This is a genomic window from Acinetobacter sp. YH12041, assembly GCF_013419975.1.
GTDB lineage: Bacteria > Pseudomonadota > Gammaproteobacteria > Pseudomonadales > Moraxellaceae > Acinetobacter.
The window spans coordinates 37,247-61,817 of the sequence record NZ_VOZC01000001.1; the positions used below are offsets into that span (position 1 = coordinate 37,247).

Here is a 24,571-nt window from a genome sequence, read left to right on the forward strand (position 1 = left end):
ATCAATTTTCTGGATTTTTCAGTATATCCGAGCAAATTGTTCAACTTATTGGTAGTTAATTCTATTTGAGCGCTCATAGATGATGGCCTCTCTTTTGAACGCTGATTGAACAAGGATATTCCAATGGAAAAATCAGACAATAAGCACGCGATCATCACGGTAGGGATCTGCTTTCTGATAGCTGTGATTGAAGGCCTGGATATTCAGGCTGCCGGGATTGCCGCTGCTGGTATTCGTGAGCACTTTGGTCTGGATAGCTCACAATTGGGTGTGTTTTTTAGTGCAGGGATTCTGGGCTTATTGCCTGGTGCACTGGTCGGTGGTCGATTTGCGGACCGTATTGGCCGTAAGAAAGTTTTAATCTGGTCAACCGCAATTTTTGCACTATTTACCTTATGTACCGTGTGGGTGAACAGTTTCCACAGTTTGCTGGCAGTCCGTTTTCTGGCGGGTGCGGGTCTTGGCGGTGCAATGCCAATCTTAATCACGCTGGCTTCTGAAGCCGTGGCTCCACAAAACCGTGGACGTGCCGTGGGCCTGATGTACTGTGGTATGCCAGTCGGTGCAGCAATCTTGTCTTTAATCGCAGCAACTGAATTCGGTGCAAACTGGAAAAATGTTTTTTACTTAGGTGGCTTATTGCCCATCATTGTGATTCCACTGATGATGTTGTGTCTGCCTGAATCTAAAGAATACATAAAGGCACAAAACAAGACAGCCGCAGAACGTGCAGCATCTCCTCAGGGTTCATTCAAGGATCTGTTTAACTCTGACAACTTGCTTCGTACGCTTTGCATCTGGGTGAGTTACTTCTTCACCCTGATGGTGGTGTACATTATGTTGAGCTGGTTGCCATCATTGTTCATGGAACTGGGCTTCACCCGTAAAGATGGTTCAACTGCACAGTTCTACTTTATGGTGACCGCAACGATTGGTACCGTGATTTTGGGTATGCTGACGGATCGCCTGAAAAAAGCGTATGTCATTCTATTGATGTACGGCGGTATCCTGGCGGGTCTATTAGCGTTGAACGGTGCAAGCTCACTTGAGCAAATGTACATGGCCGCAGCACTGGCAGGTGCCTTTGTGATTGGCTGTCAGGGTGTACTCTATGCCTTCGGTAGTATCGTTTACCCAACTGAAGTACGTGGTACAGGGGTAGGTGTTGCTTCCGCAGTTGGCCGTATCGGCGCCATGCTTGGCCCTGCAATTGCGGGTCAGCTACTGACAGCAGGCTTCGGTGCAGCAGGGGTGATCTCGGCAGCGATTCCATGTATCGTAATCTCTGCGGTATGTATGCTACTCCTGGTCAGCCGTACCAAGGTTTAAAAATAAAAAGATGAATATCCGAAAAGCCTGCACTGATGCAGGCTTTTTATTTTCCAGTATCAGTTCAGCTTAAGACAAATTCTTTCTATGTTTTGGAGAGCAATAGCTTTTACAGTTAACTCATCATGCGTTTTATCAGAATGCAGAGTCATTCTATTTTTACCTAAAGGGCTAAAAATTTTCTTTAGTTTTAAGCTATGCTTGGATGCAAACTCAGATTTCAAGGGATGAAAATGATGCAAAATGCGGCGCTGATTGTGGTGGATGTACAAAAAGGATTTACCCCAGGTGGAAATCTGGCTGTTACCAATGCCGATCAGATTATTCCGAATATCAACCGATTGGGGCAGTACTTTCAGAATATTGTGCTGACTCAGGATTGGCATCCGGCAGAGCATATCTCCTTTGCAGACAATCATCCTGCTCAAGCAGCCTATGACACGATTCAGCTGGATTATGGTTCTCAGGTCCTTTGGCCGAGTCATTGTGTACAAGGGACTGAAGATGCTGAATTCCATCCGGAGCTGAACCTTCCGCAAGCCCAACTGATTATCCGTAAAGGCTTTCATCAAAATATCGACAGTTACTCCGCCTTTATGGAAGCTGATCAAAAAACCAGTACCGGTCTGGCCGGCTATTTACGTGAGCGCGGTATTGATACCGTGTTTATCGTGGGTATCGCGACTGATTTTTGTGTGGCCTGGACTGCGATGGATGCCTGCAAACTCGGCTTTAAGGCCTATGTCATTGCGGATGCCACCAAAGGTATAGACCTGAACGGTTCGCTACAACATGCCTGGCAGGACATGCTGGCACAGGGTGTAAAACGGATTTATCTGAAAGATATTATTAATGCTGCCTAAGCGCTGACTTAAGGCGATTAGGGCCATTTGCCATTATGCAATGGTTTGTTTACTTTGAGGCATCCACAGATGCCTTGATTTCTTTTTCATGACCCCTGGATTTTCCCATGTCAGCACTTCTTCAATTTAGCCAGTTTGTCCAAAAGACCTTTGCTCTATGGGTCATTCTGTTTTCAGCCATTGCCTTGATGCTGCCGGATCTTTTTGTCTGGTTACGCGCCTATATTCCCTGGATGCTGGGTCTGATCATGTTCGGCATGGGCATGACCATGACGCCAGGTGATTTTAAAAGTATCTTGCAAAGTCCCAAGGCCGTTGCGATTGGGGTCGTGGCTCAGTTTATGGTGATGCCAGGATTAGCCTTTTTGCTCTGTCAGCTATTCCAGCTTCCGGCTGAAATTGCGATTGGTGTGATTCTGGTGGGCTGCTGTCCAGGTGGCACGGCATCTAATGTGATTACCTATATGGCCAAAGGCAATACGGCCTTGTCTGTGGCGTGTACTTCGGTATCAACTTTATTGGCACCGCTTTTGACTCCGGCAATTTTTTATCTGCTGGCCAGCCAATGGATTGAAATTAATGCCTTATCTATGCTGATTTCGATTCTACAAGTGGTGCTGTTTCCAATCATTTTAGGTTTGATTGTCCGTGCCCTTCTAAAAACCAAGGTAGAAGGCTATATCCAAGTAATGCCAGTAATTTCGGTGATTGCCATTGTCGCAATTGTGGCGGCCATTATTGCTGGCAGTAAAACCCAGATTCTGGAATCCGGGTTAATGATTTTGGGTCTTGTGGCTTTACACAATGGAATGGGCTACTTGTTGGGTTATTGGGCAAGCCGAATATTGAAACTGGCAGAAATCGATTGTCGCGCGGTTTCGATTGAAGTGGGAATGCAGAATTCCGGTTTAGGGGTAGCGTTGGCTGCGACCCATTTTGCCGCGTCTCCCATCACTGCGGTTCCAAGTGCTATTTTCAGCCTATGGCATAACATTTCTGGACCCGCCTTGGCGACGTACTGGGCCGCCAAAAGTAAGACAATTGAATCTGCATCAGCACAAGATACTTCCGCAGATAGATAACATCCTGACTGCTGAAGATTTTATTTCTCTCATATAAAAAGCCCGATATTCAATCGGGCTTTTTGCTTTCTGTGACTTAGGACGCTTTAGACTGTTTCGATTTGAGAATCTCGGTTCTGAAGCTTTGCGCTAGTTCAGCACTTTCCGCATCCATCCCATTGACCACAAAGGCATGACGGGTCAGAACATTGGTCGGATTTGGCATGCTGACCAGCTCAAAGTGGTCCGCGATCTGTTTCAACAAGGCATTAGGAACATGCAGTGCACTTTCCTTAGCGACTAGTTGCTGAACCAGACGTTCTGCAGCCTGAACGGAATTAAGCTGCATTTCTTCAACGGCTGAAGAAATTGCGCTACGTGTCTGCAGGACAAAACGTTTTTCTTCGCGATAACGCTTATACAGGACTTCTGAAAGCAACTGGAATACTGAACTGATCATGGTCAGACAGGCGAGGGCATCTGGCTTCTCTGCCGCAATACTGATACTGGCACCTTTTTCATCAAACTTGTGTACGGTACAAATATCCGTGCTGTTCAGTTTGTAGTGCTGGATGCACAGTTCAGTAGCTTTGTTCAGGAAAATCTGGCACAGATTGAAATAAGGAACCGATACCGTCTTATTCACACTATCTAGCAACTGTTTTGGATCATAGAACTGAATGTTCAAGCTCAGGCTATCGGTATCTAGGACCACAGGTTTACTGTCTTTTTCTTTCGGTTTGTTTTTCAGGGCTTGCTGTGCCTGGGCAATGGCGAGGGCAGCATTATGCTTTTCCTGTTCTAATGCCTGAGTTAAAGTCTGAATCTCGAATTTCAGTCGCGATTCATTATTGATACGTGCCAGATACTCGGTACGGCTTGGACGCGCTACCGCACGATAACCGACCCAAAGCAAACCATGAATAATGAAAGAGAACAGAATGGCGAGCCATTGAGTCCGCAGAATTTCACCAATACTTGGCTCAATCAGGGTGATTTCGATCACACCGACTTTTTTCTCGTTTTGCAGGGCATCACGGACAAAAACTTCCCCATCACGGGTCTTGGTCAGTCCACCAGTGGCTAAAACCTGACCATTCGCATCCAGGATACGAATTGAAGCAACGCTTGGGTTAGTCGCATAACGGTTGGCCAGAAGTGCCAGAGAAACGCGGTTCGCCGGTTCAAGCTCCGCCAGGCTGTCTGTGACCAGTTGGCTCGTCATGAGCTGTCCCTGGTTGGCACGGTTATCATTCAGTTGGTGAGTCGTTGCCAATACCAGTAAAAAGGTATGCAGAGCAAAACTTACAATCAGTAGGCTAGCAAATAGCCCTTGTCTAGGCGCATTCAACGTAAACTTCCAAGGCAATTCTGTTCAATTTCGATTATGATTCTAACAATAGTTGTAGCTCAGACCCGAGTCAATTCATGCGAGAAATCATTCTTATATCATTCTTAGGACCCGACCAGCCTAATCAATTTACACGATTAATGCAGGTTTTGTCCGCTCATTCCTTACAGATTCTAGATGTGGGGCAAGCGGTCATTCATAATCAACTGACCTTAGGTATTGTTGTATCGTCTGATGACCAAACTGCAACAGCATTAGCCATGAAGGAAATCCTGATTCTAGCACATGATATCGGGTTAACAGTGCGCTTTAAACCAATCTCTGCTGCTGAATATGAACAGTGGGTAAGAGAGGGCGGCCGCACGCGTTATATCGTAACGGCATTGGCCCCGGAATTAAATGCCTCTCACCTGCAAGCTGTAACCCAGATTGTGTCGAGTCAGGGCTTCAATATTGAAACCGTGACCCGTCTTTCTGGCCGTCCTGAGCTGGATGGTTCCAATACTGGCCCTAAACGTGCCTGTGTACAGTTTGGTCTGAAAGGCCAGATGCTGGATGCAGCAGCCATGCGTGCAGCCTGCTTAAGCCTGTCGAATAACCTGAATGTCGATGTGGCAGTACAGGAAGATAATGCTTACCGCCGTAACCGTCGTCTGGTCTGCTTTGACATGGACTCGACCCTGATCGAGCAGGAAGTCATTGATGAGCTGGCGATCGAAGCTGGTGTCGGTATCCAAGTCTCTGAAATCACTGAACGCGCGATGCAGGGCGAGCTGGACTTCCAGCAAAGTTTCCGTGCCCGTGTTGCTTTATTAAAAGGCATGGATGCATCGATATTGCCAAAAATTGCTGAGCGTCTGACCGTGACTGAAGGTGCAGAACGCCTGATTTCAACCCTGAAAGCACTGGGCTACCGTACCGCAATTCTGTCTGGTGGATTCCAGTATTTTGCAGAATATCTGCAAGCCAAACTGGGAATTGATGAAGTTCATGCCAACGTTCTGGATGTGCAGGATGGCGTGGTGACAGGCGAAGTCAAAGGTCATATTGTGGATGGCGCACGCAAGGCTTTATTGCTCCGTGAAATTGCCGACAATATGGGAATTTCTCTGGAACAGACCATTGCTGTAGGTGATGGTGCCAACGACCTGCCAATGCTTTCAATTGCGGGCCTAGGTGTGGCTTTCCGTGCCAAGCCTTTGGTTCGTCAAAATGCCAATCAGGCCATTTCCAGCGTGGGTCTGGATGGTGTGCTCTACCTGCTCGGTGTACATGATAAAGATCTGAGCCGCGCGTAACACATAGCTTTTCGGTGAAATCCAACGCGGCCTTAGGGTCGCGTTTTTTTATATTTTTAGCTTAACTTTTATCGAGGGACGGCGCAGCTTGTCTATAAATACCCCGATCATCTTAAACGGAAAATATTTTTTTTAAGTCGATGAAAGGGCATATGATTTTGTAATGACACGCCAACATCGACGCAGCAATTGATCCACAAATACTGTGAAAATAAAAAATGTAATGACAAAATAATATCGCGACAGAGTATGTCGTAAGGGGAGAAAACAGGACTTTTTTTATGCAAAAAACTCAGCATAATGCATGCATAGAGATACAAATCAACACATTCCATTTTATTGATTTAACGAAATTCAATAGGTAGGACGGTTGCAATATCAAGCATACACACTATCCTTTTGGATGGAGGGGTTTATATGGTAACAGCGAATCTAGCAACTCTCGTAGGCTTTAGTTTAGTCGCCGCGGCTGTGCTTGCTGTTTTCTTCTCGCCTTATCGTCGCTGGTTAAGTTTTATGGCTGCGGGAATGCTAGCCTGGGGCCTGATCGAAGTGATTCGAGTAGGTACTCAAGCCTTGTTTGAGCTCCCGATGACATATAGCTATCTGACAGCTTTAACGGCCGTGATGGTCGTAGTGACCTTACTGTTATTGCGTGAAGATCGACGTGCAGAGCGTGCTTTGGCTAAACGCCGTTATATCGAACATACACCAGTGTATGAAGATGACCAGCAGCAGCTATCTAGCCGTTAAGTTCTCTAATATCAGCGAAATAATGCACCTGCGGGTGCATTTTTCGTTTAGAAATATGATACAAAGTCCTGCATCTGCCTGGCTTTGATCTATGCTAGGATATTTGTCAATTTTCGTACAATTAGAATAGGCATAATTCCATGAAACTGTCCTCCATTCCTGTGCTCAAACTTCCTCTGGTTGACCTCAGTACCGATCCACTTGATTTGCTGGTCGCAGGTCTTGCATTACGTATGAAGCAGTTAGCGCGTACCAGTCCGAAATTTATTGAATTGGTACATGAACGCCAGTTCCGTATCCAGATCGGAACAGATGAAGGAATGGCACGTCAGATCGTTGTGAATAATGGTCATATTGATACTGTTTCAGGTGATGCAGAAAAAGCTGATTTTGTGCTGCAATTTGCTGACAGCGAACAGGGTGTAAAAACGTTGCTCAAAGGTGATCCGACTGCATTCATGACCGGTATGCAAAGTGGCACAATTAAAATGGAAGGCGATTTTGGTCTGCTGGTCTGGTTTAACCAGGTCGCGAAAATGATTCCGCCTAAACTGCCAAAACCGGTCAAAGAAAAAGTAAAAATGGCACGTCAGTTTATTAAAGAGAAAACTGGTAAGTAGTCTAAAGGCTTATTGAATAATCATTTTTCTACTGTAAAGTACCCCCTTTATTTTTAGGGGGTATTTTATGAAAAAATTAATTACAGCAAGTTTAATTGCTACATCATTAACCATGACAGGTTGTGCGAGTATTATTTCAGGATCAACTCAAACGCTGACATTTAAGTCCGTTCCTGAACAAGCATCAATTTCTATTGCAAATAAATCTGGTGAAAAAGTCCATACTGGCGTTACGCCTGCAACAGTGACGCTTAAGCGTGGGAATGGATTTTTTAAACCAGCAGCTTACGATGTAACGTTTAAAAAAGAAGGATTCCAGACTAAAACTGTTCAAGTTACTGGCACAGTAAATGGCTGGTATATCGCAAATATTATTTTTGGTGGCTTAATCGGATTATTGATTGTTGATCCTGCGACAGGTGCAATGTATACCTTAAATCCAAGTGACATCAATGCGGTTCTTGAAGAGAATCAGACTGCCTCACAAAAAGGACAACAATCCCTTACGGTTATGTTAGTTCAAGATATTCCAGCGGATATAATGATCCGAGCAAAATATATTACGACTCTCTAAGAGTGTATAAAAAAAGCCCTCATTTAGAGGGCTTTTTTCATTCTAGAACAATGACAGTTTATTCAACTTCCAGATTAAACGTTACTGGTCCATCATTAACCAGATGTACTTTCATATCGGCCGCAAAAATACCGGTTTGTACATTTTCGAACTGGCTCTGCGCATATTCAACCAGCTGTTCATACAAGGCTTTGGCATCGCTTGGCGGCATGGCTGGACCAAAATCCGGACGTAAGCCTTTTTGGGTTTGAGCCATCAAGGTAAATTGGGACACCAGTAGTAAACCGCCACCGGCCTGACTGACATTCCAGCCCATCTTGCCTTGCTCATCATCAAAGAAGCGATATTTCAATATCTTATCAATCAGTTTTTTGCCTTTTTCCAGATTGTCTTCTTTACCGAGGCCCAGAAAAACCAGAATACCTTTGCCAATTTCTCCGGTGGTTTCACCATCGACCACGACTTTGGCTTCCAGTACCCGTTGTAATAATGCACGCATAATCAATTTCAGTCAGATTCAAAATTGCCGCCATTGTAGCAAGATCAGACTCATCTGATATTAAGCTAATATCTAAAAAATGAGCTTAATTTATTGATTAGCATTGATAATATTTTAAACTATCTAAAAACACGATCATAATAATAAAAATTATCTGTTTTATCTATTTTATACTCTCACGTATCTTAGCTGCATGCAGGAAAGGTATTAAATTGAGAGATTTAGAAATGTTTAAGCGTTCATTACTTGTTGCAATGCTTGCAACGGTGACAGCTGCCCAAGCTGCGCCATTAACCAAAGATAACGGGGCACCTGTCGGTGATAACCAGAACTCAATCACTGCGGGTCCACAAGGTCCAACTTTGCTGCAGGATGTACAACTGGTTCAAAAACTGCAACGTTTTGGCCGTGAGCGCATTCCTGAACGTGTGGTTCATGCACGTGGCACGGGTGCTTATGGTGAATTCGTTACGACGAAAGATCTGTCTGATTTAACGATTGCTTCTTTATTCAAGGCAGGTACCAAAACTCCAGTTTTTGTGCGCATGTCTACCGTCATTCATGGTAAAGGTTCACCAGAAACCCTACGTGACCCGCACGGTTTCGCCATCAAGTTCTATACTCAGGAAGGTAACTGGGATTTGGTCGGTAACCAGACGCCAGTCTTCTTTATCCGTGACGCAATCAAATTCCCGGATTTCATCCATGCGATGAAACCAAGCCCGGTCACCAACGTACAAGATGCCAACCGTGTGTTTGACTTTCTGTCTAGCCAGCCTTGGGCAACCAACATGCTGACTTATGTTTATGGCAAGCAAGGTGTCCCAACCAGCTACCGCGAACAGGACGGTTTTGGTGTACATGCCTACAAACTGTATAACGACAAAGGCGAATACAAGTACGTGAAATTCAACTTCCGCTCTAAACAGGGCGTGAAGGGCTTGAACGTCAAAGAAGCAGCTGTGCAACAAGGTAAAGATTTCAACCACTTGACCAACGATCTTTATAACAACATCTATGCAGGTAATTTCCCGAAATGGGATCTGTATATTCAGGTGCTTGATCCTAAAGATCTGAACAGCTTTGATTTCGATCCGCTAGACCCAACCAAAATCTGGCCAACCAAACTGGTTCCAGAAGTGAAAGTCGGTACATTGACACTCAACCGTATGCCGAAGAACTTCTTCAATGAAACTGAACAGGCTGCATTTGCACCAGGTAATCTGGTCCCAGGTATCGAACCATCTGAAGACCGTTTGCTTCAAGGCCGTATCTTCTCTTATTCAGATACACAAATGTATCGTCTAGGTGCGAACCATCAGCAAATTCCGGTAAACCGTCCTGTGGTGAATGTGAATAACAATAACCAGGAAGGTCACATGAATGTGTCTGAACGTGACTCTGATGTGAACTACGAGCCAAGCCGTAAAGAGCCAAAACCGGCGACTGAAAAAGCGCGTGCAGTTGAAACGCCATTGACTGGTCATGTGCAACAGATCGGTACTAAAGAGCAAAACTTCAAGCAAGCAGGTGACTTGTACCGTTCATATACTGCCAAAGAGAAAGATGACCTGATCATGAACCTGGCGGCTGATCTGGGCAATGTCAAAGATTCAGAAACCAAGCACATCATGTTGTCTTACTTCTATAAGGCAGATGCTGACTACGGTATGCGCATGACTAAAGCTGTAAATGGTGACATCGCCATCGTTAAAGCCAAAGCTGCAAAATTAAAAGACTAATTCCGATTGGTCTTGAGGAACTGGTGACTAGGGCCTAGCGCATCACCTCCAAAAAGTCCTGTAATACTCCAAACCTTTCCTGCACCCTAGGGGGAGTTTTACAGGCACTCTGTTTTTTATTCCATCTCAGGTCAATTAAGTCTTTAGAGACTTAAATTTTCCTTTCGATTTCTGTTGGAGTTCATCATGAAAGTTCTACCATATGCATTTTTAGCCAGTATTCTTGCCTTTAGCTCCGCATTCGCAACTGCTGCTGAAGTGAAGAATGTCTCCCCTGCAAAAACTGCGGCAAGCGTTCAGATGACCTCACAACAGGAATTGATCGATCTGTTTTTTGCGGCCGCTAAAATCGGCAATAGCGAAGTGATCAATGAATTTTTAAAACACGGCTTTCCAGTCGATGTACGCAATAAAGATGGTTATACCCCGTTGATGATGGCGACCTATTATGGCCATCAGGATATCGTGACCACCTTACTGGCCAAAGGGGCAGACCGCTGCGCCCGGGACAATCGTGGCAATACGGCATTGATGGGTGCCTTGTTCAAAATGGAATTTGCCATTGCCAAACAGCTGCGTCAGGTCGACTGTGATGCTCAAGCCAAGAAAACCGGGCAAAAAACCACAGCTGAATTTGCCAAGGTGATCGGTCAGGAAAAGCAGCTACAGAAAATTATCAAGGAACAGGAAAACGGGGTGAAAGCAGTCAAATAACCGAGCAGGAAGCAGTTTATTTTCTTGAACTTTTGTCGATAATTCAGCTAGCTGTACGTAAATCCTGCAATATTGCCTAAACTTTTATGCTTTAATGCGGGATAAGCACAGCGATATTTTCCTTAGTTATGGCTCCAATTATCCACTCTTTGTTAGATACTGACTTGTATAAATTCACCATGCTACAAGTGGTATTACACAAGTTTCCGCAAACGCATAGTGTCTATCATTTCCGTTGTCGCAATCTGGAAGACACGGAATATCCGCTGACGGATATTCTGGATGATTTGAATCACCAACTGGATTTGCTGTGTCAGCTCAAATTTAAAGAAGACGAATTACAATATTTACGCAGCCTGCGTTTTATCAAAAGCGATTTTGTGGATTATCTGGAACTATTCCAGCTCAAACGGCGTTTTATTAAGGCCACCATCGATAGTGAAGGCCGCCTGGATATTACTATTGAAGGCCCCATGGTTCAGGCAATGATGTTTGAAATCTTTGTACTGGCCATTGTGAATGAATTGTATTTCAGCCGCATCCGTACACCTGAAGTGCGGGCTGAGGGTGAGCGCCGTCTTAAGGCCAAAATCGAACTTTTAAAACAGTATGATGCCGCGCAGAATCCGAATGATCCACCATTCTTGGTGTCAGACTTTGGTACCCGCCGTCGTTATAGTTTTGATTGGCAAAAGCATGTCGTCGAAGAATTCAATAAAGCTGCACCGCACGTGTTCCGTGGGACCAGTAATGTATACTTAGCCAAAGAATTGGGCATTACTCCGATCGGGACGATGGCGCATGAATTTCTGCAAGCCTTTCAGGCCTTGGATGTACGTTTGCGTAATTTCCAGAAAGCAGCCCTGGAAACCTGGGTTCAAGAATACCGTGGTGACCTCGGAATTGCCTTGACCGATGTGGTCGGGATGGATGCTTTCCTGCGTGACTTTGACCTGTACTTTGCCAAACTGTTTGATGGCTTGCGTCATGACAGTGGCGATCCCTATGAATGGGGTGACAAAGCTTATGCACATTATAAAAAGCTGAAAATTGACAGTAAAACCAAAATGCTGACTTTTAGTGATGGTCTGAATCTGGAAAAAGCCTGGAAATTACATCAATACTTCAAAGATCGCTTTCAGGTCAGTTTCGGGATCGGCACCAATCTGACCAATGATATGGGGCAGACGCCGCTAAATATCGTATTGAAACTGGTGGAATGTAACCGTCAATCTGTGGCGAAAATCTCCGATAGCCCAGGCAAAACCATGACAGATAATGATACCTTCCTGGCTTATTTACGTCAGGTGTTCAATATCTCAGAACCTGCCTAAAAATCTCTGCTTTATTCAAAAAACCGCTTCAATCATGAGGCGGTTTTTTCTTAGATGATGGTCTTTCTTAAATTAGCTTTAGCTAAAATTATGCTAAGGATCTAGATAAAAACAACATAATTGAAAAAATGAGCTGTGCTAAGATCAAAAGGATTTGACCGCAATGACAACTACTAAGATGACAGCTTCCGCCTTTGACTTTGGTCTGCTGATTGAAGCAGAAGATTTGGTTCCGCATTTGGGACACGAAAAACTTCGAATTGTTGATTTAAGCCGGGCGTCGGTTTATGAACAATTGCATATTCCACATGCCTTACATCTGCAACCCAAGCTGCTGGTTCGTCAGGAAGAAACAGCCATGGGCCTGTTACCGGACGTAGAAGGGCTGAAAGCTTTAATTCGTTATCTGAATATTTCTCCTGAACATCATGTCGTAGCTTATGATGATGAAGGTGGGGCATGGGCAGGACGTCTGCTTTGGAACCTGCATTGTTTGGGCTTTGAAAATACCAGTTTACTCAATGGTGGCATCCATGCCTGGCTGGGTGCGGGACTACCGACTTCATCGGATCAGGAAACGTTTACACCTGTCGATCATCTGGTTCCAGTCAATCTTGAGAGAAAGGCTGAGTTTCAGATCGATTATAATGAACTAAAACAACTCATTGAAAATGAAAATATTCAGGTATGGGATTGTCGTACAGAAGATGAATATACCGGCCTTCGTCTGGCTGCGCGACGCGGTGGTCACATCCCGGGCGCACGTCATTTTGAGTGGAGTACTGCCCTTAACCGGCAAAATCATTTAAAATTACATCCTTTACCACGTACTCAGCAGCGTCTGGAACAACTGGGATTTGATCTGGATCAGCCGGTTGTGGTGTATTGTCAGTCCCATCACCGTTCAGGTCTGGCTTATATTCTGGGTCGCTTATTCGGCTGGAATATTCGAGCCTATGATGGTGCGTGGAGTGAATGGGGCAACCGCCTCGATAGTCCAATCGCTACAGGAGAGGTGCCATCTTGAGCATCACATCGCGTCTAAAACAACAACTGTTTATCCAGGCCCAAAAAGTGGTGCCACAGCATCGCCTGTCCCGTGTGGTGGGAAAAATTGCAGCCAGCGAAAATCCGATTGTAAAAACAGCCGTGATCGCAGCATTCAAGACTAAATACGGGATTGATATGTCGATTGCTGAGCAAACCAATGCTTTAAAATTCAAATCATTTAATGATTTCTTTACCCGTGGACTAAGAACCGGGGTGCGTGCGGTCGATGCTGATTCAACTGCGATTGTATCTCCGGCAGATGGCGCGATTTCCCAACTGGGTAAAATTGAAAATGGCGATGTGTTTCAGGCCAAAGGCCAGAAGTTTACGGTTGAAAACCTGATTGCTGATCCGCAACTAGCAGAACCATTCAAGAATGGTGAGTTTGCGACGGTGTATCTGTCACCACGTGACTATCACCGTGTTCATATGCCATTTGCCGGGACTCTGACTGAAACTTTATATGTACCGGGTGAATTGTTCTCGGTCAACCAGACCACGGCCGAAAATATTCCGGGCCTGTTTGCCCGTAATGAACGTATGGTATGTCTGTTTGATACCGAACTTGGTCGTATGGCAGTGGTTCTAGTTGGCGCGATGATTGTGGCTGGTATTGAAACTGTAGCGACTGGCAAAGTAAAACCCTCTGGCCGTATCGAGCTGAATCAACATAATCTTTTCTTAGAAAAAGGTGCTGAGCTGGGTCGTTTCTACTTAGGTTCAACCGCTGTTATTCTGTTTGAAGAAAACAAGATGCAATGGGATGAGAAGTTTAAAGCCAATTCAACCGTGTTGATGGGTGAGGCTCTAGGTCACATTATCTAAGTGCCCAAAGCCTCCCTTTTAAAGGGAGGTTGGAGGGATTAAATATTTGCTAACTCAGAATAAGTAAATCCCCCTCATTCCCCCTTTAATAAAGGGGGAGGTTCTCTAAAAAGTGAGGGAACAAAAAAAGCGCCATCTGGCGCTTTTTATATTTAAACCTTATCGTTTGACTACGATCGAATCGATACCACTGTGCTGTAAGGTTTGCTGTGCAATAATGGCAGATTCCGCTGAGTCATAAGGTCCAGATACTACACGATACCAAACCTTGCCATTTTCCACACTGCGGACTACATCTGCAGATAAACCGTTGAGAATGATTTCTGCACGGCGGGCATCTGCCTGATCCGGGTCATCAAAACTACGGACTTGTAAAATATAGCTTGCAGAAGCAGGAGTTGGGGCTTCGGTTGCATCCAGACCCGGCTCAGTTGCTGTTTCTGATTCATCAACTTCTGGTCTTGGTGCCTCTACAATCACCACTGCTTCCTGATTTTTTGCTTCAGGAACCGCCTCTTCAGGAATCGGTGTTACTTGCTGTTGTGGCAACAGATCATAAAAACGGTAGTCTTTATTGGTATCTTCTTCTTGAGAATGCTCAGCTGTAGTCTGGTTTTTAGGTTTAACGGGTTCCCATGGCTTCCACAGCATGAGTGCCATTAAAAAACTTAACACGATTAAAATGATCACGAGTGTGCCGAGCCAGGTAGGAATAAGTGGCTTTTTAGGCTTATTCGGTCTTTCAGATACACCGCGCTGCGTTTTTCCAAACACTTGGGATTTCCTCTTATTTATCGGGGCAAATAGAAAAGGCATAACAGCAGTTATGCCCCTACTATGACTTCATCCTATGTGATCGTGATAGAAAAGTCATTATCTAGATCACAAATCACACAGAATTTTAATTTATCTGCATCTTCAAACACATAGCTAAAGTTACAAAATGTTTATTCAGCAGATAAACGGTATGAGCATGCTTACTTCGAGCAGGGCTCTCCGTCTTGCGTCAATGTAAAAGTAGTGCTTTGCATTTTCGCTTCGAGCATAGCTCTCGCCTTGCGAGCATACAAAACAGTGTTTTGCTTACATGCTCTCAGGCGCCGATACACCAAGCAGTTCCAGACCGTTACGCAGTACTTGGCGAACATTTACAGATAACAGTAAACGTGCCTGAGTCAATTCTGCATCATCGCCCAGAACCTTGTTGTCGTTGTACCAGCCATGGAACAGCGCAGCCAGCTCTTTCAGGTAGTTACCAATCTGATGCGGTTCATAGCTGTTTGCAGCACGAACGACAATCTCTGGATAAGCTGCCAGCTTTGCCAGAATTTCAGTCTCCGCTTCCAGCTCAAGTTTGGCTGCCAGACCACGTGCAGTGGCTGCATCAAAGTTCACACCTGTAGAGGCTGCCTTTTCTAACATACGGCAGATCCGCGCATGCGCATACTGGATGTAATACACGGCATTGTCCTTGCTTTGAGATACGGCAAGGTCAAGGTCGAAGTCAATGTGCTGTTCAGATTTACGCATGACATAGTAGAAACGCGCTGCATCATTACCGACTTCTTTACGCAGGTCACGTAAAGTCACGAACTGGCCTGAACGAGAGGACATCTGTACCATCTCTCCACCACGCCACAGGCTGACAAACTGAACCAGAAGTACAGTCAGTTTTTTCGAGTCATAGCCCAGAGCATCAATCGCTGCTTTTACACGTGCGATATAACCGTGGTGATCTGAACCCCAGATATCAATGATATCGGTATAGCCACGTTGTAATTTGTTTAGGTGATACGCAATATCAGACGCGAAATAAGTGGTTTGACCATTACGGCGTTTCACTACGCGGTCTTTTTCATCACCAAATTCAGTCGACTTGAACCAGATGTTGCCATCTTTTTCATACAGGAAGCCACGCTGATCTAGAGTTTGTAGCGCTTCACCAATTTTTTCAGTCAAAGTTGCTTCGCTAAACCATTGATTGAAAGTCACTCCGAATTCACCGAGGTCATCTTTAATATCATCAAGGATGGCTTTTAACGCAGCCTGATGGAAGACGCGGTAACCTTCATTTAATAAGGTTTGTGAGTTGAAGATCAGGCCATCAATGTGTTTTTCTTTATCGCCTGAAACAACCACTTTATTGCCTTCAGCATCCGGTTCGGCAGCATACTGTACGTCTTCAGGGACATCTTTATAAACGTCTGCAACAGGGCGAACATAGATATCGCCGTCTTTATCAATAATGCTTTGTGCGATTTCTTTAACGTAATCACCTTGATAGGCATTTTTCGGGAACACCAGTTCCTGACCTGTCAATTCTAAATAACGCAGATAAGTTGAAGTCGCCAGAATATCCATCTGACGGCCAGCGTCGTTGACATAATATTCACGGTCAACTTTGGCACCTGTCGCTTCAAGCAGATTTGCAACAGTCATACCATAAGCAGCGCCACGACCATGACCTACATGCAGGCTGGAAGTCGGGTTCGCAGACACAAATTCAACCTGAACGCGTTTTTCCGCATTGGCCTGGGTACGACCATACGTTGCCTGTTGAGCCTGAATCTGATCCAGCACAGCAAAACGCTGGTCTGCATTTAAAAAGAAGTTAATAAAGCCTGGGCCTGCAATTTCTGCCTTGCTGATATCCGCCACTTCAGGCAGGGCAGCAAGGATTTTTTCTGCTAAATCACGCGGTTTCATCCCCGCAGCTTTAGACGCGATCATGGCAATATTTGATGCAAAGTCACCGTGGCTGCGGTCTTTGGTACGCGTCAAATTACTTGTATTGTTCCAGTCAGATGGGAGTACGTTTTGTGCCTGTAAAGTTTGCACTGCATGATCGAGAGCTGCTTGGATTGCCGTATTCATAATCAGTCGAAAATAGATATCGCAGAAAAACAGCAAATATAGCAAATTTCCGACTCTTTAGGTAAAACCATTTATGGGGAATAAAAAATATACGATTAGCAGCCTATGGTTTCTATCCCTCGGTCGGTCATCAATGAAGGATCACATGAGAAAGAGGGGAATAAATAAGTTGCAAACTTTACTATAAAAAATGAATCATCCAGCAATCAAAATGGCCTATATTAGCCTGATTGAAACTATAAAAAGAGTCAGCATGGATTCAAAACAGCGTCCGACCATCATCGGCAATATTCCCAAACTTCCAGCCAAATGGGCCTTGGTCATTGTGCCTTTTATCTTGTCCTGCCTGATGAGTGGAATTATTTCCATGATTAACATGCTGCGCAATCTGGGCTGGATTGAGGGCTTTATGGCCCTCTGGTTTCATAACTGGATGATTTCCTGGGCGATTGCTTTTCCGATTGTGGTGACGCTTTTACCTTTTGTACGCAAATTTGCCGGCTTGCTGGTCGATATGTCAGGAAATCAGCCACCCAAATAATTGTTTTCTATCAATGAGAATTAAGAAAGAAGTTCTAGAAGGTAAAAAGCATTCACTAACAGATGGGCTCTCTAACTAAAAATCAATTAAATCAGATGCTCGACTGCAGCGCGGATGATCCCAAGGATCAGACCAATACAGGCCCCGACCACGACACCATTGACCCGGATCATATGCAGGTCACCACCGACTTCGTTTTCAATCTTGTCGATCATCTCAGTCGAATCCCATTCATGAATACGTTCACTGATAAAACGGATCACTTTCTCACTGTACTGGTCACTCAAATCGACAGCGATACCACTGAGACGGTTATTCAGCAACTCACGCACTGAAGTATTTGAAATAATATTTTCACCGACTTGCTGAATGGCGACTCGCAGATTCTCCGCAATCCCCGAATCCGACTTTTGCAAATCTGCTTTGATGGCATCGCATAAAATGACCACTGCACCACTGATAAAATTTAGCACTTGCGGACTGTCAAGCAGGGCATCTTTAGTTTCATTCAGTCGCTGGCTGGCCATACTTTCAGAATCTGCCAATTGCTGCATCAATTCTTGAGCTGTTTCTTCAATTTTAAGCCGCCACGGATGGTCGGGATCTGCCAGCATGGCTTCCACCCGCTGAATCACCGAATCGATACTGCGTTGCTGCACATCAATACCGATCCAGCTGGCGCCTTTGGCCAGACGCCAGACGCCCATTTCCTTGAATAAAGTGCGGGTCAGCTCACGGGTTTGTTCTGGATGTGAAGTCATCCAGGCATGTACCACATCTAGGCCGCGTTGCAGCACATCCTGATGGAAATCATTTTCCAAAACAGCGCGCAGCATTTCGCTGGCCAGGGTATTGATCTGGGTGTTTTTGACCCATTGCACACTATTGCTCTGAATAAATCCGGCGATCTGTTCCTGCCCGACAAATTCAAATACTTTGGGTACGGTCTGCTGAATCACTTGTGTGACTTGAGCATTATTCTGCGGATTGGCCAGCCAGCGGCCAGCAGCCAGACTTAAATCGGTACTGGCCAGACTGCGCTGCACAATTTGCGGGGAAAGGAAATTTTCCTGCACAAAGCGCCCCATAGATTCGGCAATCCGGGCTTTATTGCGTGGAATAATTTCAGTATGGTCACGTAAAAATTTTGGAATCGGTAACCGGCCAAAAGGATTGCGGAACAGCACGGTAATTGCATACCAGTCCGCCAGACCACCGACTACACCTGCTTCGGCAGAGAGCATCAGAATATGAATCAGCCAGACATATTCAGGCAGCAGTTTGGCAGTAATCATCAGCGCCAGCCAAGCCAGTACTGCGACGACCAGTGCAATAGTCGCAAAACGTTTACTGCGTTGTAAGCTCGGTGACGGCTGCTCTTTCTGCATAAATCATCCTGTTATTAGGGCGTGGCCGGCTGCGGTTGGAGTACTTGGCCGGATGGACTTACTCCATATTTAGCGCCAAGTGATTGTAAAATCAAGCGGGCATCAAAGGCATCTTTCGGCTCCTGACCGGCTTTAAAGCACTCAATGGTATAAGCCACTTGAGCAGGATCTAAAGTGACAGTATAGGGCTGGTCATAGAATGGATCGGGCCAGAATCCCGGATAGCGACGGGAATAACCATAAGGACGATAATAGCCGTATGGATAGACGCTAGGCGCCGGATAGACAATCGCCTGACGCGGTGGTTGCTGGGTACGGTTGCTTGGATCGTTCAGTACCCGGAAAAACTGGAAACCGTTCTGAACTGTGGTCTGCGCGGCTTTCAGCAGGGTAATTTCTTCGGCTGTACCGAAACTCATATTAGGTCGCGCCTGAAAACTGATGCGATAAGTGTTGGCATTCAGTGGAGTAGTGCTGTACTGGCCGAGCTGGTCAAAGGTAAGCGGCTTGGACGGTGTCGTTGCACAGCCAGAAAGCAGGGCAGTCGTCGCAAGGCTCAGGGCAATGACGGTTTTTTTCATCTTCGTTCTCCTGATAGGATGATCCAGCGAGTTACAGACCTCTAGAAGCTGCTATCTGGCTGGGTCAGGAAACTCAATTCTTCCTCGGTGGATTCACGGCCCAGAATCTGGTTGCGATGTGGGTAGCGTCCGAAACGGTCAATAATGATTTTATGCTTGATTTCATATTCGAGGTTTTCTGGATTGCCGAGGCGCTGAAATAATTTTAGCGCAAATTCATGGATTAATTTAGATTCGCTATGCATGAAAGGCATATAAAGAAAGGAACGTTGCTCCGGACTCAGCTGTTTATCCAGATCCTGGCTGATGGCTTCCTGAGCCAGTGCCAAAGCCAGACTATCCTGAGCAAAAGCACGCGGCGTATCCCGAAAAATATTGCGTGAGAACTGGTCCAGAACAATGATTTCAGCTAATCGACCATCAGCATTCTTACGCCATGACCACAGTTCAGCTCTACTCGCCTGTTCCAGAATATCACCAAATTTTTCCTTCAAACTTTGGTCGAACTGGTCACTTTTGGCAAACCAGTTGGGTTGAGTTTCAGGACTAAACCAAAAGTCTAAAATATCTTGATAATTCATATTGTTTACAATTTATTAGCATTTATTTGTCAATAAAATCACAAATTTCACATGTCTTATAGAGAAACTTTGTGTTAAAAATTTGCCCAACTAAAAATCAATGGTTTGCTTGAAAACTAGGCAGGGCAGCATGTGCTGTCTGGAAATCGCGGTATACTAAGCTAAACCGATGATTCTATTTTAATAGTTACCCCCATTAAGCGAGATTGTAATGAGTCAACCTGAATCGACTGCCCATGATGTATTACCGGAATGGGTAGATTCGTCGCTCATCAAAGGAATGCTGCGCGGTATCGAGCGTGAGAGCTTGCGTATGCAAAGCAATGGTTTCCTGTCACAGGAACCGCATCCTCATGCCTTAGGTTCAGCTCTGACACATCCGCATATTACGACCGATTATTCTGAAGCCTTGATGGAGTTTATTACTCCACCGAAAGAGAGTATTACTGAAGCTCTACACTATCTGACCGACATTCATGCCTTTGTACACCGTCATCTGAAAAATGATGAAAAGCTCTGGCCGATGTCTATGCCATGTATGCTCGACAGTAAGGATGAAAATATTCCATTGGCGCAATATGGCAGTTCCAATATCGGCTTATTTAAAACGCTGTATCGTCATGGTTTAGGCGTGCGTTATGGCCGTCGTATGCAGACCATTTCCGGGGTTCACTATAATCTGTCTTTCCCGGATCATTTCTTTATAGCGCTCCAGGAACAGGAAACTGATGAAGAGCTGCGCGCTTTAAGTCTGCAGGATTATCGCAGCCATCGTTATATGGGGCTGATCCGTAACTTTATTCGTTTAACCCCATTGGTGATTTTCCTGGTTGGTGCCAGTCCAGCCGTTTGCCAGTGTTTTATGACTGGACGTGATCACCACTTATTCCCGCTGGTACGCGGTACTTTATATACGCCTTATTCGACTGCATTACGAATGGGACGCTTTGGCTACCAGAATTCAGCGCAGAAACAGCTGGGTATTCACTACAATAATCTGCAGGATTATCTGGAAGGTCTGCAAAAAGCGGTCAGAACACCGTACAAACAGTTTACCCGTCTGGGTCTGGATGATGCCAATGGTCAGCCAATTCAGATCAATGACCATGTGCTACAGATTGAAAATGAATACTACAGTCTGGTGCGTCCAAAGCAGGTACCTAAAGAAGGTGAAACTCCATCGCAAGCCTTGCAAAATCGCGGGATCGGCTATGTTGAGCTGCGTGCTGTAGATGTCAATCCGTATAGCGCGATCGGGATCAATGAAGATACTGCCGGCTTCCTGGAAGTAGTGGCACTGTACTGCTTATTGCAAGACAGCCCGGCATTGCTGGATGCCGAACAGGAAATCATTGACCAGAATCAGGCTGAAGTGGTCAATCGTGGCCGCGCCTATAACGCTGCGATTATGGAAAATGGCCAGCGTTATATGATTGAAGACTGGTGTAATCTGCATTTGCAACGTATGCAGCCACTGGCTCAATTGCTCGATCAGGCTTATGAAACTGATCTATATAGCAATGCTATGCAAGCCATGCAGATCCGCGTCGATGAAGTTGATGCGACCTTGTCAGCCCTGATTGTCGGAGATATTCGTAGCCACAGCAGCATGTGGCAGTTTGGTCAGCATTTGGCCCATCAGCATAGCAATCTCTATGAATCACATCGATTAAGCAAAGAAACACTTAAATATTTCAATGAATTGTCACAAAAGTCATTGCAGCAACAACAGCAGCTCGAGCAAGATAACACGATCAGTTTTACTGAATATTTAGCCCAATATCGATAATAAATAAGAGGATTAACCATGCAATGGGGTTATCGCTTCGTGAGTGGTGTGTTGTTTTTGGCATCTGTTGCCGGGATGGCATTTGCTTTATATCTTGAGCATGGACAGGGTCTGAACCCTTGCCCATTGTGTGTGTTTCAACGAATCGGATTGATCGGACTAGGGATTATTTCCCTGATTGCCTTGCTGCATAATCCGAAATCCAATGCCATGAAGCGTGGTTATGCTTTCTTAGGCTCGCTGAGTATCTTATGGTCAGTCGGTGTCGCTGCACGGCACGTCTGGCTACAGAACCTGCCCCCAGATCAAGTGCCGAGCTGTGGCCCAGGTCTGGATTACTGGCTGGAAACTTTGCCGATGAAATCGGTATTACAGCAGGTATTAAACGGTTCAGGTGAATGTGCCGCAATTGACTGGACGTTCCTGGGGCAATCTTTACCGGTCTGGTCATTGATGTTCTTCAGTATTTTATTGCTGATCAGCCTGTGGCAGTTATTCCGCAAATATCAGACTGCGCCCGTCAAACGTCTAAGAGATAAATACTGATTTTCAAAATTGGAATCAAAAAAGCCAGTCTACAGACTGGCTTTTTTTTATCACTCTCTTAGAGGCGAACCAAATTTTTTACCTTCAATCAGGTTAGGGCAATGCCTTCAATACTGTCCAGATCGGTCACGTATTCATGAATTTGCGTATAGGTTTCATCTTCCACACTTGGATAGAACCAGCGTACAATCTGTTCGGCCACCAGTGGATGATACTGAATTTCAAAATGATTCAGTCCATAGAAAATCGCCTTATGTGCGTCGGGTACTTTCAGATCAAAACGCGGATGGGGATGTTCGCCCAAGGCACTTTTGACACTGACCAGATAATCACCGATCACATTAAGCGTTTTGTTGGTATGGTGTTCAAACTCGATCGTACCTGCCACCAGATAGGCATCAATATGCGCAGGAATCGGTGCCGGTTTACGGTTGTCGTCCATAAAGCCAATCCGTACCGGATTATGTTCCCAGTCATCATCCCGGACGCTGCCATGACGTAAGTCTAGAATTCCGTTACTACGAATATTCACCACATGTCCCACAATTTTCACTAAAGGAAAATGTCCGAGCTTTTCCTGCAAACTAAAACCAAAACGTTCCAGTACCGCACCATGATGCGGTGAGCCCAGACAGACCAGATTTTCTACCATCGGAATCCAGTCATAGACATTTTGTTTGCCATAGAACAAGGCGCTGCGTGACACCAGACCGCCCATACTGTGTCCGATCAGATCAATACTGGTAATTCCTGGATTACGTTTGACCAGATCCTGCAAGGCATTGGCCAGACTGCGGCCATTGGCTGAAATGCGGCGTCCGGTATTGTAGTTCAGGTACAGCATGGTGTTATGGTCACGCTGTGCCAGTAATTTTTCTCCAATGCCCGGATATTTGCGGGTTGACCAGTCCAGATGGTTCATGCACAGACCATGCACAAATAGGGTAATGCGTCCGGTTAGCTCACCTTGTTGCAGAGAACCATAATGATCGTAAATGAGCATCGGCAGGGCGAGAGGATTCTGATATTTCAGCAGATAATCGCCAATAATCCCGTTCAGGGCACTGACCATAAAATGCATGGTCGGGGTCAGAGGTTTATTATGTAATTTTGGAAATCTTTCAATAATACGGCGCAGTCCAGGCGCAATCAGGGTATTGCCATAATGAAAGATCATGTCATAAGACATTTGATACAGACGTACGATATAAGGAATATTCTGGAAAGTTTTGGAATTTTTTTCACTCAGCCCGAATACGCTCATTAAAATTTCACGCTGAATCGATTTAATCAGCTCCTGTACTACATCACTAAAGCGCATGGTGACCAATTGTGCCAGGCCTTCCAGGACATCTGCCTGGCTAAGCGGAGTTCGATCCCATCGACAATAGGTTTCATGCAATGGCGTTAAACTTGGCATTTGATCCTATCCTTTATATGAGCCGTAGACATCTTTCTTTTTTGAGCACTTCGCGGTATAAATTCTTTTTTTCAGTATTCTTGATTCTCAATTTATTCGGAATACTCTTAAAATAGCGAGAATTGCATAACATTAAAGGCTTTTTTGTCAGACAATTTAAGCAATTAAGTGGTTATAAAATGAAGTGTATTTCACACTTTTAAATTAAATTTTGACATTTTGTTTGTTTTTTATTGATTGCCGATGAATATCATTTACCTGCATGGGTTCAAGAGTAGTAGCAGCTCAATTAAAGGCCAGTTATTGGAACAATACTGTGCAAAGTACCCGGATATTCAGGTGCATTTACCCGATTTGAACATGCCGCCCATAGCTGCAATTCAGAAGATTTCTAAATTGATCCAGTCGATGGATCAGGTAGCATTAGTCGGCAGTAGCTTGGGGGGATTTTATGCGACATATCTGGTCGCTCAAGCGCATGTGCCGGCTGTACTGATCAATCCGGCAATGCGACCATGGCAGCTGTTTCGTGAACTATTTGATGATGAATTGCCCCTGCAGGTTCATCCGAACTGGTGCCTGAATGACGCAGATCTTGGCCAGCTCGAAGCCATGGCGCTACCAACTGCACAAGATGCAGACAAAATGTTAGTGCTGTTACAACAAGGCGATGAAGTTTTGGATTATCGTGAAGCACATCGCTATTATAGTTCAGCTCGTCCACCTGCACTGCTGATGACCGAGGCCAATGGCAGCCATGGCATGGATGATTTTGCGGAGAAAATTCCGCTGCTCTTACAGTTTTTATCCGACTGCATAAAAAAGGAAACCGAATAAC

General features: G+C 45.1%; 24 protein-coding genes. 16 read left to right on the plus strand and 8 right to left on the minus strand.

Annotated features, from left to right (window positions below; translation table 11 throughout):
* Positions 1-123: 123 nt before the first annotated feature.
* The 3 genes from mhpT to FTU00_RS00210 all read left to right on the plus strand — a co-directional run bounded on the left by mhpT (position 124) and on the right by FTU00_RS00210 (position 3,274).
* Complete coding sequence (gene mhpT, locus FTU00_RS00200) at positions 124-1,329, plus strand: 3-(3-hydroxy-phenyl)propionate transporter MhpT (RefSeq protein ID WP_180002565.1); 1,206 nt, start codon at positions 124-126, stop codon at positions 1,327-1,329.
* A 233-nt stretch (positions 1,330-1,562) separates the two neighbouring features.
* Positions 1,563-2,192: a bifunctional nicotinamidase/pyrazinamidase gene (gene pncA, locus FTU00_RS00205; protein WP_159124185.1), complete on the plus strand. Its 630-nt coding sequence runs from the start codon at positions 1,563-1,565 to the stop codon at positions 2,190-2,192.
* 107 nt (positions 2,193-2,299) lie between these two features.
* Positions 2,300-3,274, plus strand: a complete 975-nt coding sequence (locus FTU00_RS00210; RefSeq protein WP_166137546.1) for a bile acid:sodium symporter family protein — start codon at positions 2,300-2,302, stop codon at positions 3,272-3,274.
* 76 nt (positions 3,275-3,350) lie between these two features.
* Here the strand turns inward: FTU00_RS00210 and FTU00_RS00215 are convergent, their stop codons facing one another.
* Entirely contained in the window at positions 3,351-4,604 is a 1,254-nt protein-coding gene (locus tag FTU00_RS00215; RefSeq protein ID WP_159124187.1) for a hypothetical protein, read from the minus strand.
* Between the two features lie 77 nt (positions 4,605-4,681).
* On the opposite strand from FTU00_RS00215, the gene serB reads away from it, so the two are divergent.
* The 4 genes from serB (at position 4,682) to FTU00_RS00235 (ending at position 7,849) form a co-directional block, all read left to right on the plus strand.
* Positions 4,682-5,902, plus strand: coding sequence for a phosphoserine phosphatase SerB (serB, locus tag FTU00_RS00220; RefSeq protein WP_180178857.1), 1,221 nt, complete (start codon positions 4,682-4,684; stop codon positions 5,900-5,902).
* 417 nt (positions 5,903-6,319) lie between these two features.
* Positions 6,320-6,655 (plus strand): ciprofloxacin tolerance protein AciT, encoded by a 336-nt coding sequence (aciT, locus tag FTU00_RS00225; RefSeq protein ID WP_034703185.1) that lies wholly within the window; start codon positions 6,320-6,322, stop codon positions 6,653-6,655.
* Between the two features lie 140 nt (positions 6,656-6,795).
* Positions 6,796-7,275, plus strand: coding sequence for an SCP2 sterol-binding domain-containing protein (locus tag FTU00_RS00230; RefSeq protein ID WP_004281258.1), 480 nt, complete (start codon positions 6,796-6,798; stop codon positions 7,273-7,275).
* A 67-nt stretch (positions 7,276-7,342) separates the two neighbouring features.
* Positions 7,343-7,849: a hypothetical protein gene (locus FTU00_RS00235; RefSeq protein ID WP_180178858.1), complete on the plus strand. Its 507-nt coding sequence runs from the start codon at positions 7,343-7,345 to the stop codon at positions 7,847-7,849.
* Positions 7,850-7,907: 58 nt separating this feature from the next.
* Here FTU00_RS00235 and dtd read toward each other — a convergent pair whose 3' ends face one another.
* Entirely contained in the window at positions 7,908-8,348 is a 441-nt protein-coding gene (gene dtd, locus FTU00_RS00240) for a D-aminoacyl-tRNA deacylase (RefSeq protein ID WP_180178859.1), read from the minus strand.
* A gap of 227 nt (positions 8,349-8,575) precedes the next feature.
* Here dtd and FTU00_RS00245 point away from each other — a divergent pair, with 227 nt between their 5' ends.
* From FTU00_RS00245 to asd, 5 genes are all read left to right on the plus strand, one after another.
* Positions 8,576-10,090, plus strand: a complete 1,515-nt coding sequence (locus tag FTU00_RS00245) for a catalase (RefSeq protein ID WP_180130205.1) — start codon at positions 8,576-8,578, stop codon at positions 10,088-10,090.
* A 186-nt stretch (positions 10,091-10,276) separates the two neighbouring features.
* Positions 10,277-10,804 carry an ankyrin repeat domain-containing protein gene (locus FTU00_RS00250; RefSeq protein ID WP_180130203.1) on the plus strand — a complete coding sequence of 176 codons (528 nt, stop codon included), beginning with the start codon at positions 10,277-10,279 and terminating at the stop codon, positions 10,802-10,804.
* A 128-nt stretch (positions 10,805-10,932) separates the two neighbouring features.
* Positions 10,933-12,138 carry a nicotinate phosphoribosyltransferase gene (gene pncB / locus FTU00_RS00255; RefSeq protein WP_180178860.1) on the plus strand — a complete coding sequence of 402 codons (1,206 nt, stop codon included), beginning with the start codon at positions 10,933-10,935 and terminating at the stop codon, positions 12,136-12,138.
* 178 nt (positions 12,139-12,316) lie between these two features.
* Positions 12,317-13,165, plus strand: a complete 849-nt coding sequence (locus FTU00_RS00260; protein WP_180178996.1) for a sulfurtransferase — start codon at positions 12,317-12,319, stop codon at positions 13,163-13,165.
* Positions 13,162-14,013, plus strand: a complete 852-nt coding sequence (asd, locus tag FTU00_RS00265; protein ID WP_180178861.1) for an archaetidylserine decarboxylase — start codon at positions 13,162-13,164, stop codon at positions 14,011-14,013. The genes FTU00_RS00260 and asd overlap by 4 nt, the downstream gene beginning before the upstream one ends.
* Positions 14,014-14,172: 159 nt before the next feature.
* Here asd and FTU00_RS00270 read toward each other — a convergent pair whose 3' ends face one another.
* Together FTU00_RS00270 and argS are read right to left on the minus strand one after the other, a co-directional pair.
* A complete protein-coding gene (locus FTU00_RS00270; protein ID WP_180178862.1) occupies positions 14,173-14,787 on the minus strand; it encodes an SPOR domain-containing protein in 615 nt (204 codons plus the stop codon).
* A gap of 309 nt (positions 14,788-15,096) precedes the next feature.
* Entirely contained in the window at positions 15,097-16,887 is a 1,791-nt protein-coding gene (gene argS, locus FTU00_RS00275) for an arginine--tRNA ligase (protein ID WP_180178863.1), read from the minus strand.
* A 253-nt stretch (positions 16,888-17,140) separates the two neighbouring features.
* Between argS and FTU00_RS00280 the strand changes: the two genes are divergently transcribed.
* On the plus strand, positions 17,141-17,428 hold the full coding sequence (locus tag FTU00_RS00280; RefSeq protein WP_125278848.1) for a DUF2798 domain-containing protein: 288 nt from the start codon (positions 17,141-17,143) through the stop codon (positions 17,426-17,428).
* A gap of 86 nt (positions 17,429-17,514) precedes the next feature.
* On the opposite strand, the gene FTU00_RS00285 is transcribed toward FTU00_RS00280, so the two are convergent.
* From FTU00_RS00285 to FTU00_RS00295, 3 genes are read right to left on the minus strand one after another with little or no spacing between them, the layout of a single operon-like run.
* Complete coding sequence (locus FTU00_RS00285) at positions 17,515-18,816, minus strand: DUF445 domain-containing protein (RefSeq protein WP_159124210.1); 1,302 nt, start codon at positions 18,814-18,816, stop codon at positions 17,515-17,517.
* Between the two features lie 14 nt (positions 18,817-18,830).
* Positions 18,831-19,397 (minus strand): hypothetical protein, encoded by a 567-nt coding sequence (locus FTU00_RS00290; protein WP_180025288.1) that lies wholly within the window; start codon positions 19,395-19,397, stop codon positions 18,831-18,833.
* A gap of 41 nt (positions 19,398-19,438) precedes the next feature.
* Complete coding sequence (locus FTU00_RS00295) at positions 19,439-19,978, minus strand: DUF924 family protein (protein WP_180178864.1); 540 nt, start codon at positions 19,976-19,978, stop codon at positions 19,439-19,441.
* 211 nt (positions 19,979-20,189) lie between these two features.
* Between FTU00_RS00295 and gshA the strand changes: the two genes are divergently transcribed.
* Complete coding sequence (gene gshA, locus FTU00_RS00300) at positions 20,190-21,767, plus strand: glutamate--cysteine ligase (protein WP_180178865.1); 1,578 nt, start codon at positions 20,190-20,192, stop codon at positions 21,765-21,767.
* Between the two features lie 18 nt (positions 21,768-21,785).
* Positions 21,786-22,313 carry a disulfide bond formation protein B gene (locus FTU00_RS00305; RefSeq protein WP_166137516.1) on the plus strand — a complete coding sequence of 176 codons (528 nt, stop codon included), beginning with the start codon at positions 21,786-21,788 and terminating at the stop codon, positions 22,311-22,313.
* A gap of 88 nt (positions 22,314-22,401) precedes the next feature.
* On the opposite strand, the gene FTU00_RS00310 is transcribed toward FTU00_RS00305, so the two are convergent.
* Complete coding sequence (locus FTU00_RS00310) at positions 22,402-23,733, minus strand: alpha/beta hydrolase (RefSeq protein WP_166137513.1); 1,332 nt, start codon at positions 23,731-23,733, stop codon at positions 22,402-22,404.
* A gap of 243 nt (positions 23,734-23,976) precedes the next feature.
* On the opposite strand from FTU00_RS00310, the gene FTU00_RS00315 reads away from it, so the two are divergent.
* Positions 23,977-24,570 (plus strand): YqiA/YcfP family alpha/beta fold hydrolase, encoded by a 594-nt coding sequence (locus tag FTU00_RS00315; protein ID WP_180104724.1) that lies wholly within the window; start codon positions 23,977-23,979, stop codon positions 24,568-24,570.
* Position 24,571 lies beyond the last annotated feature (1 nt).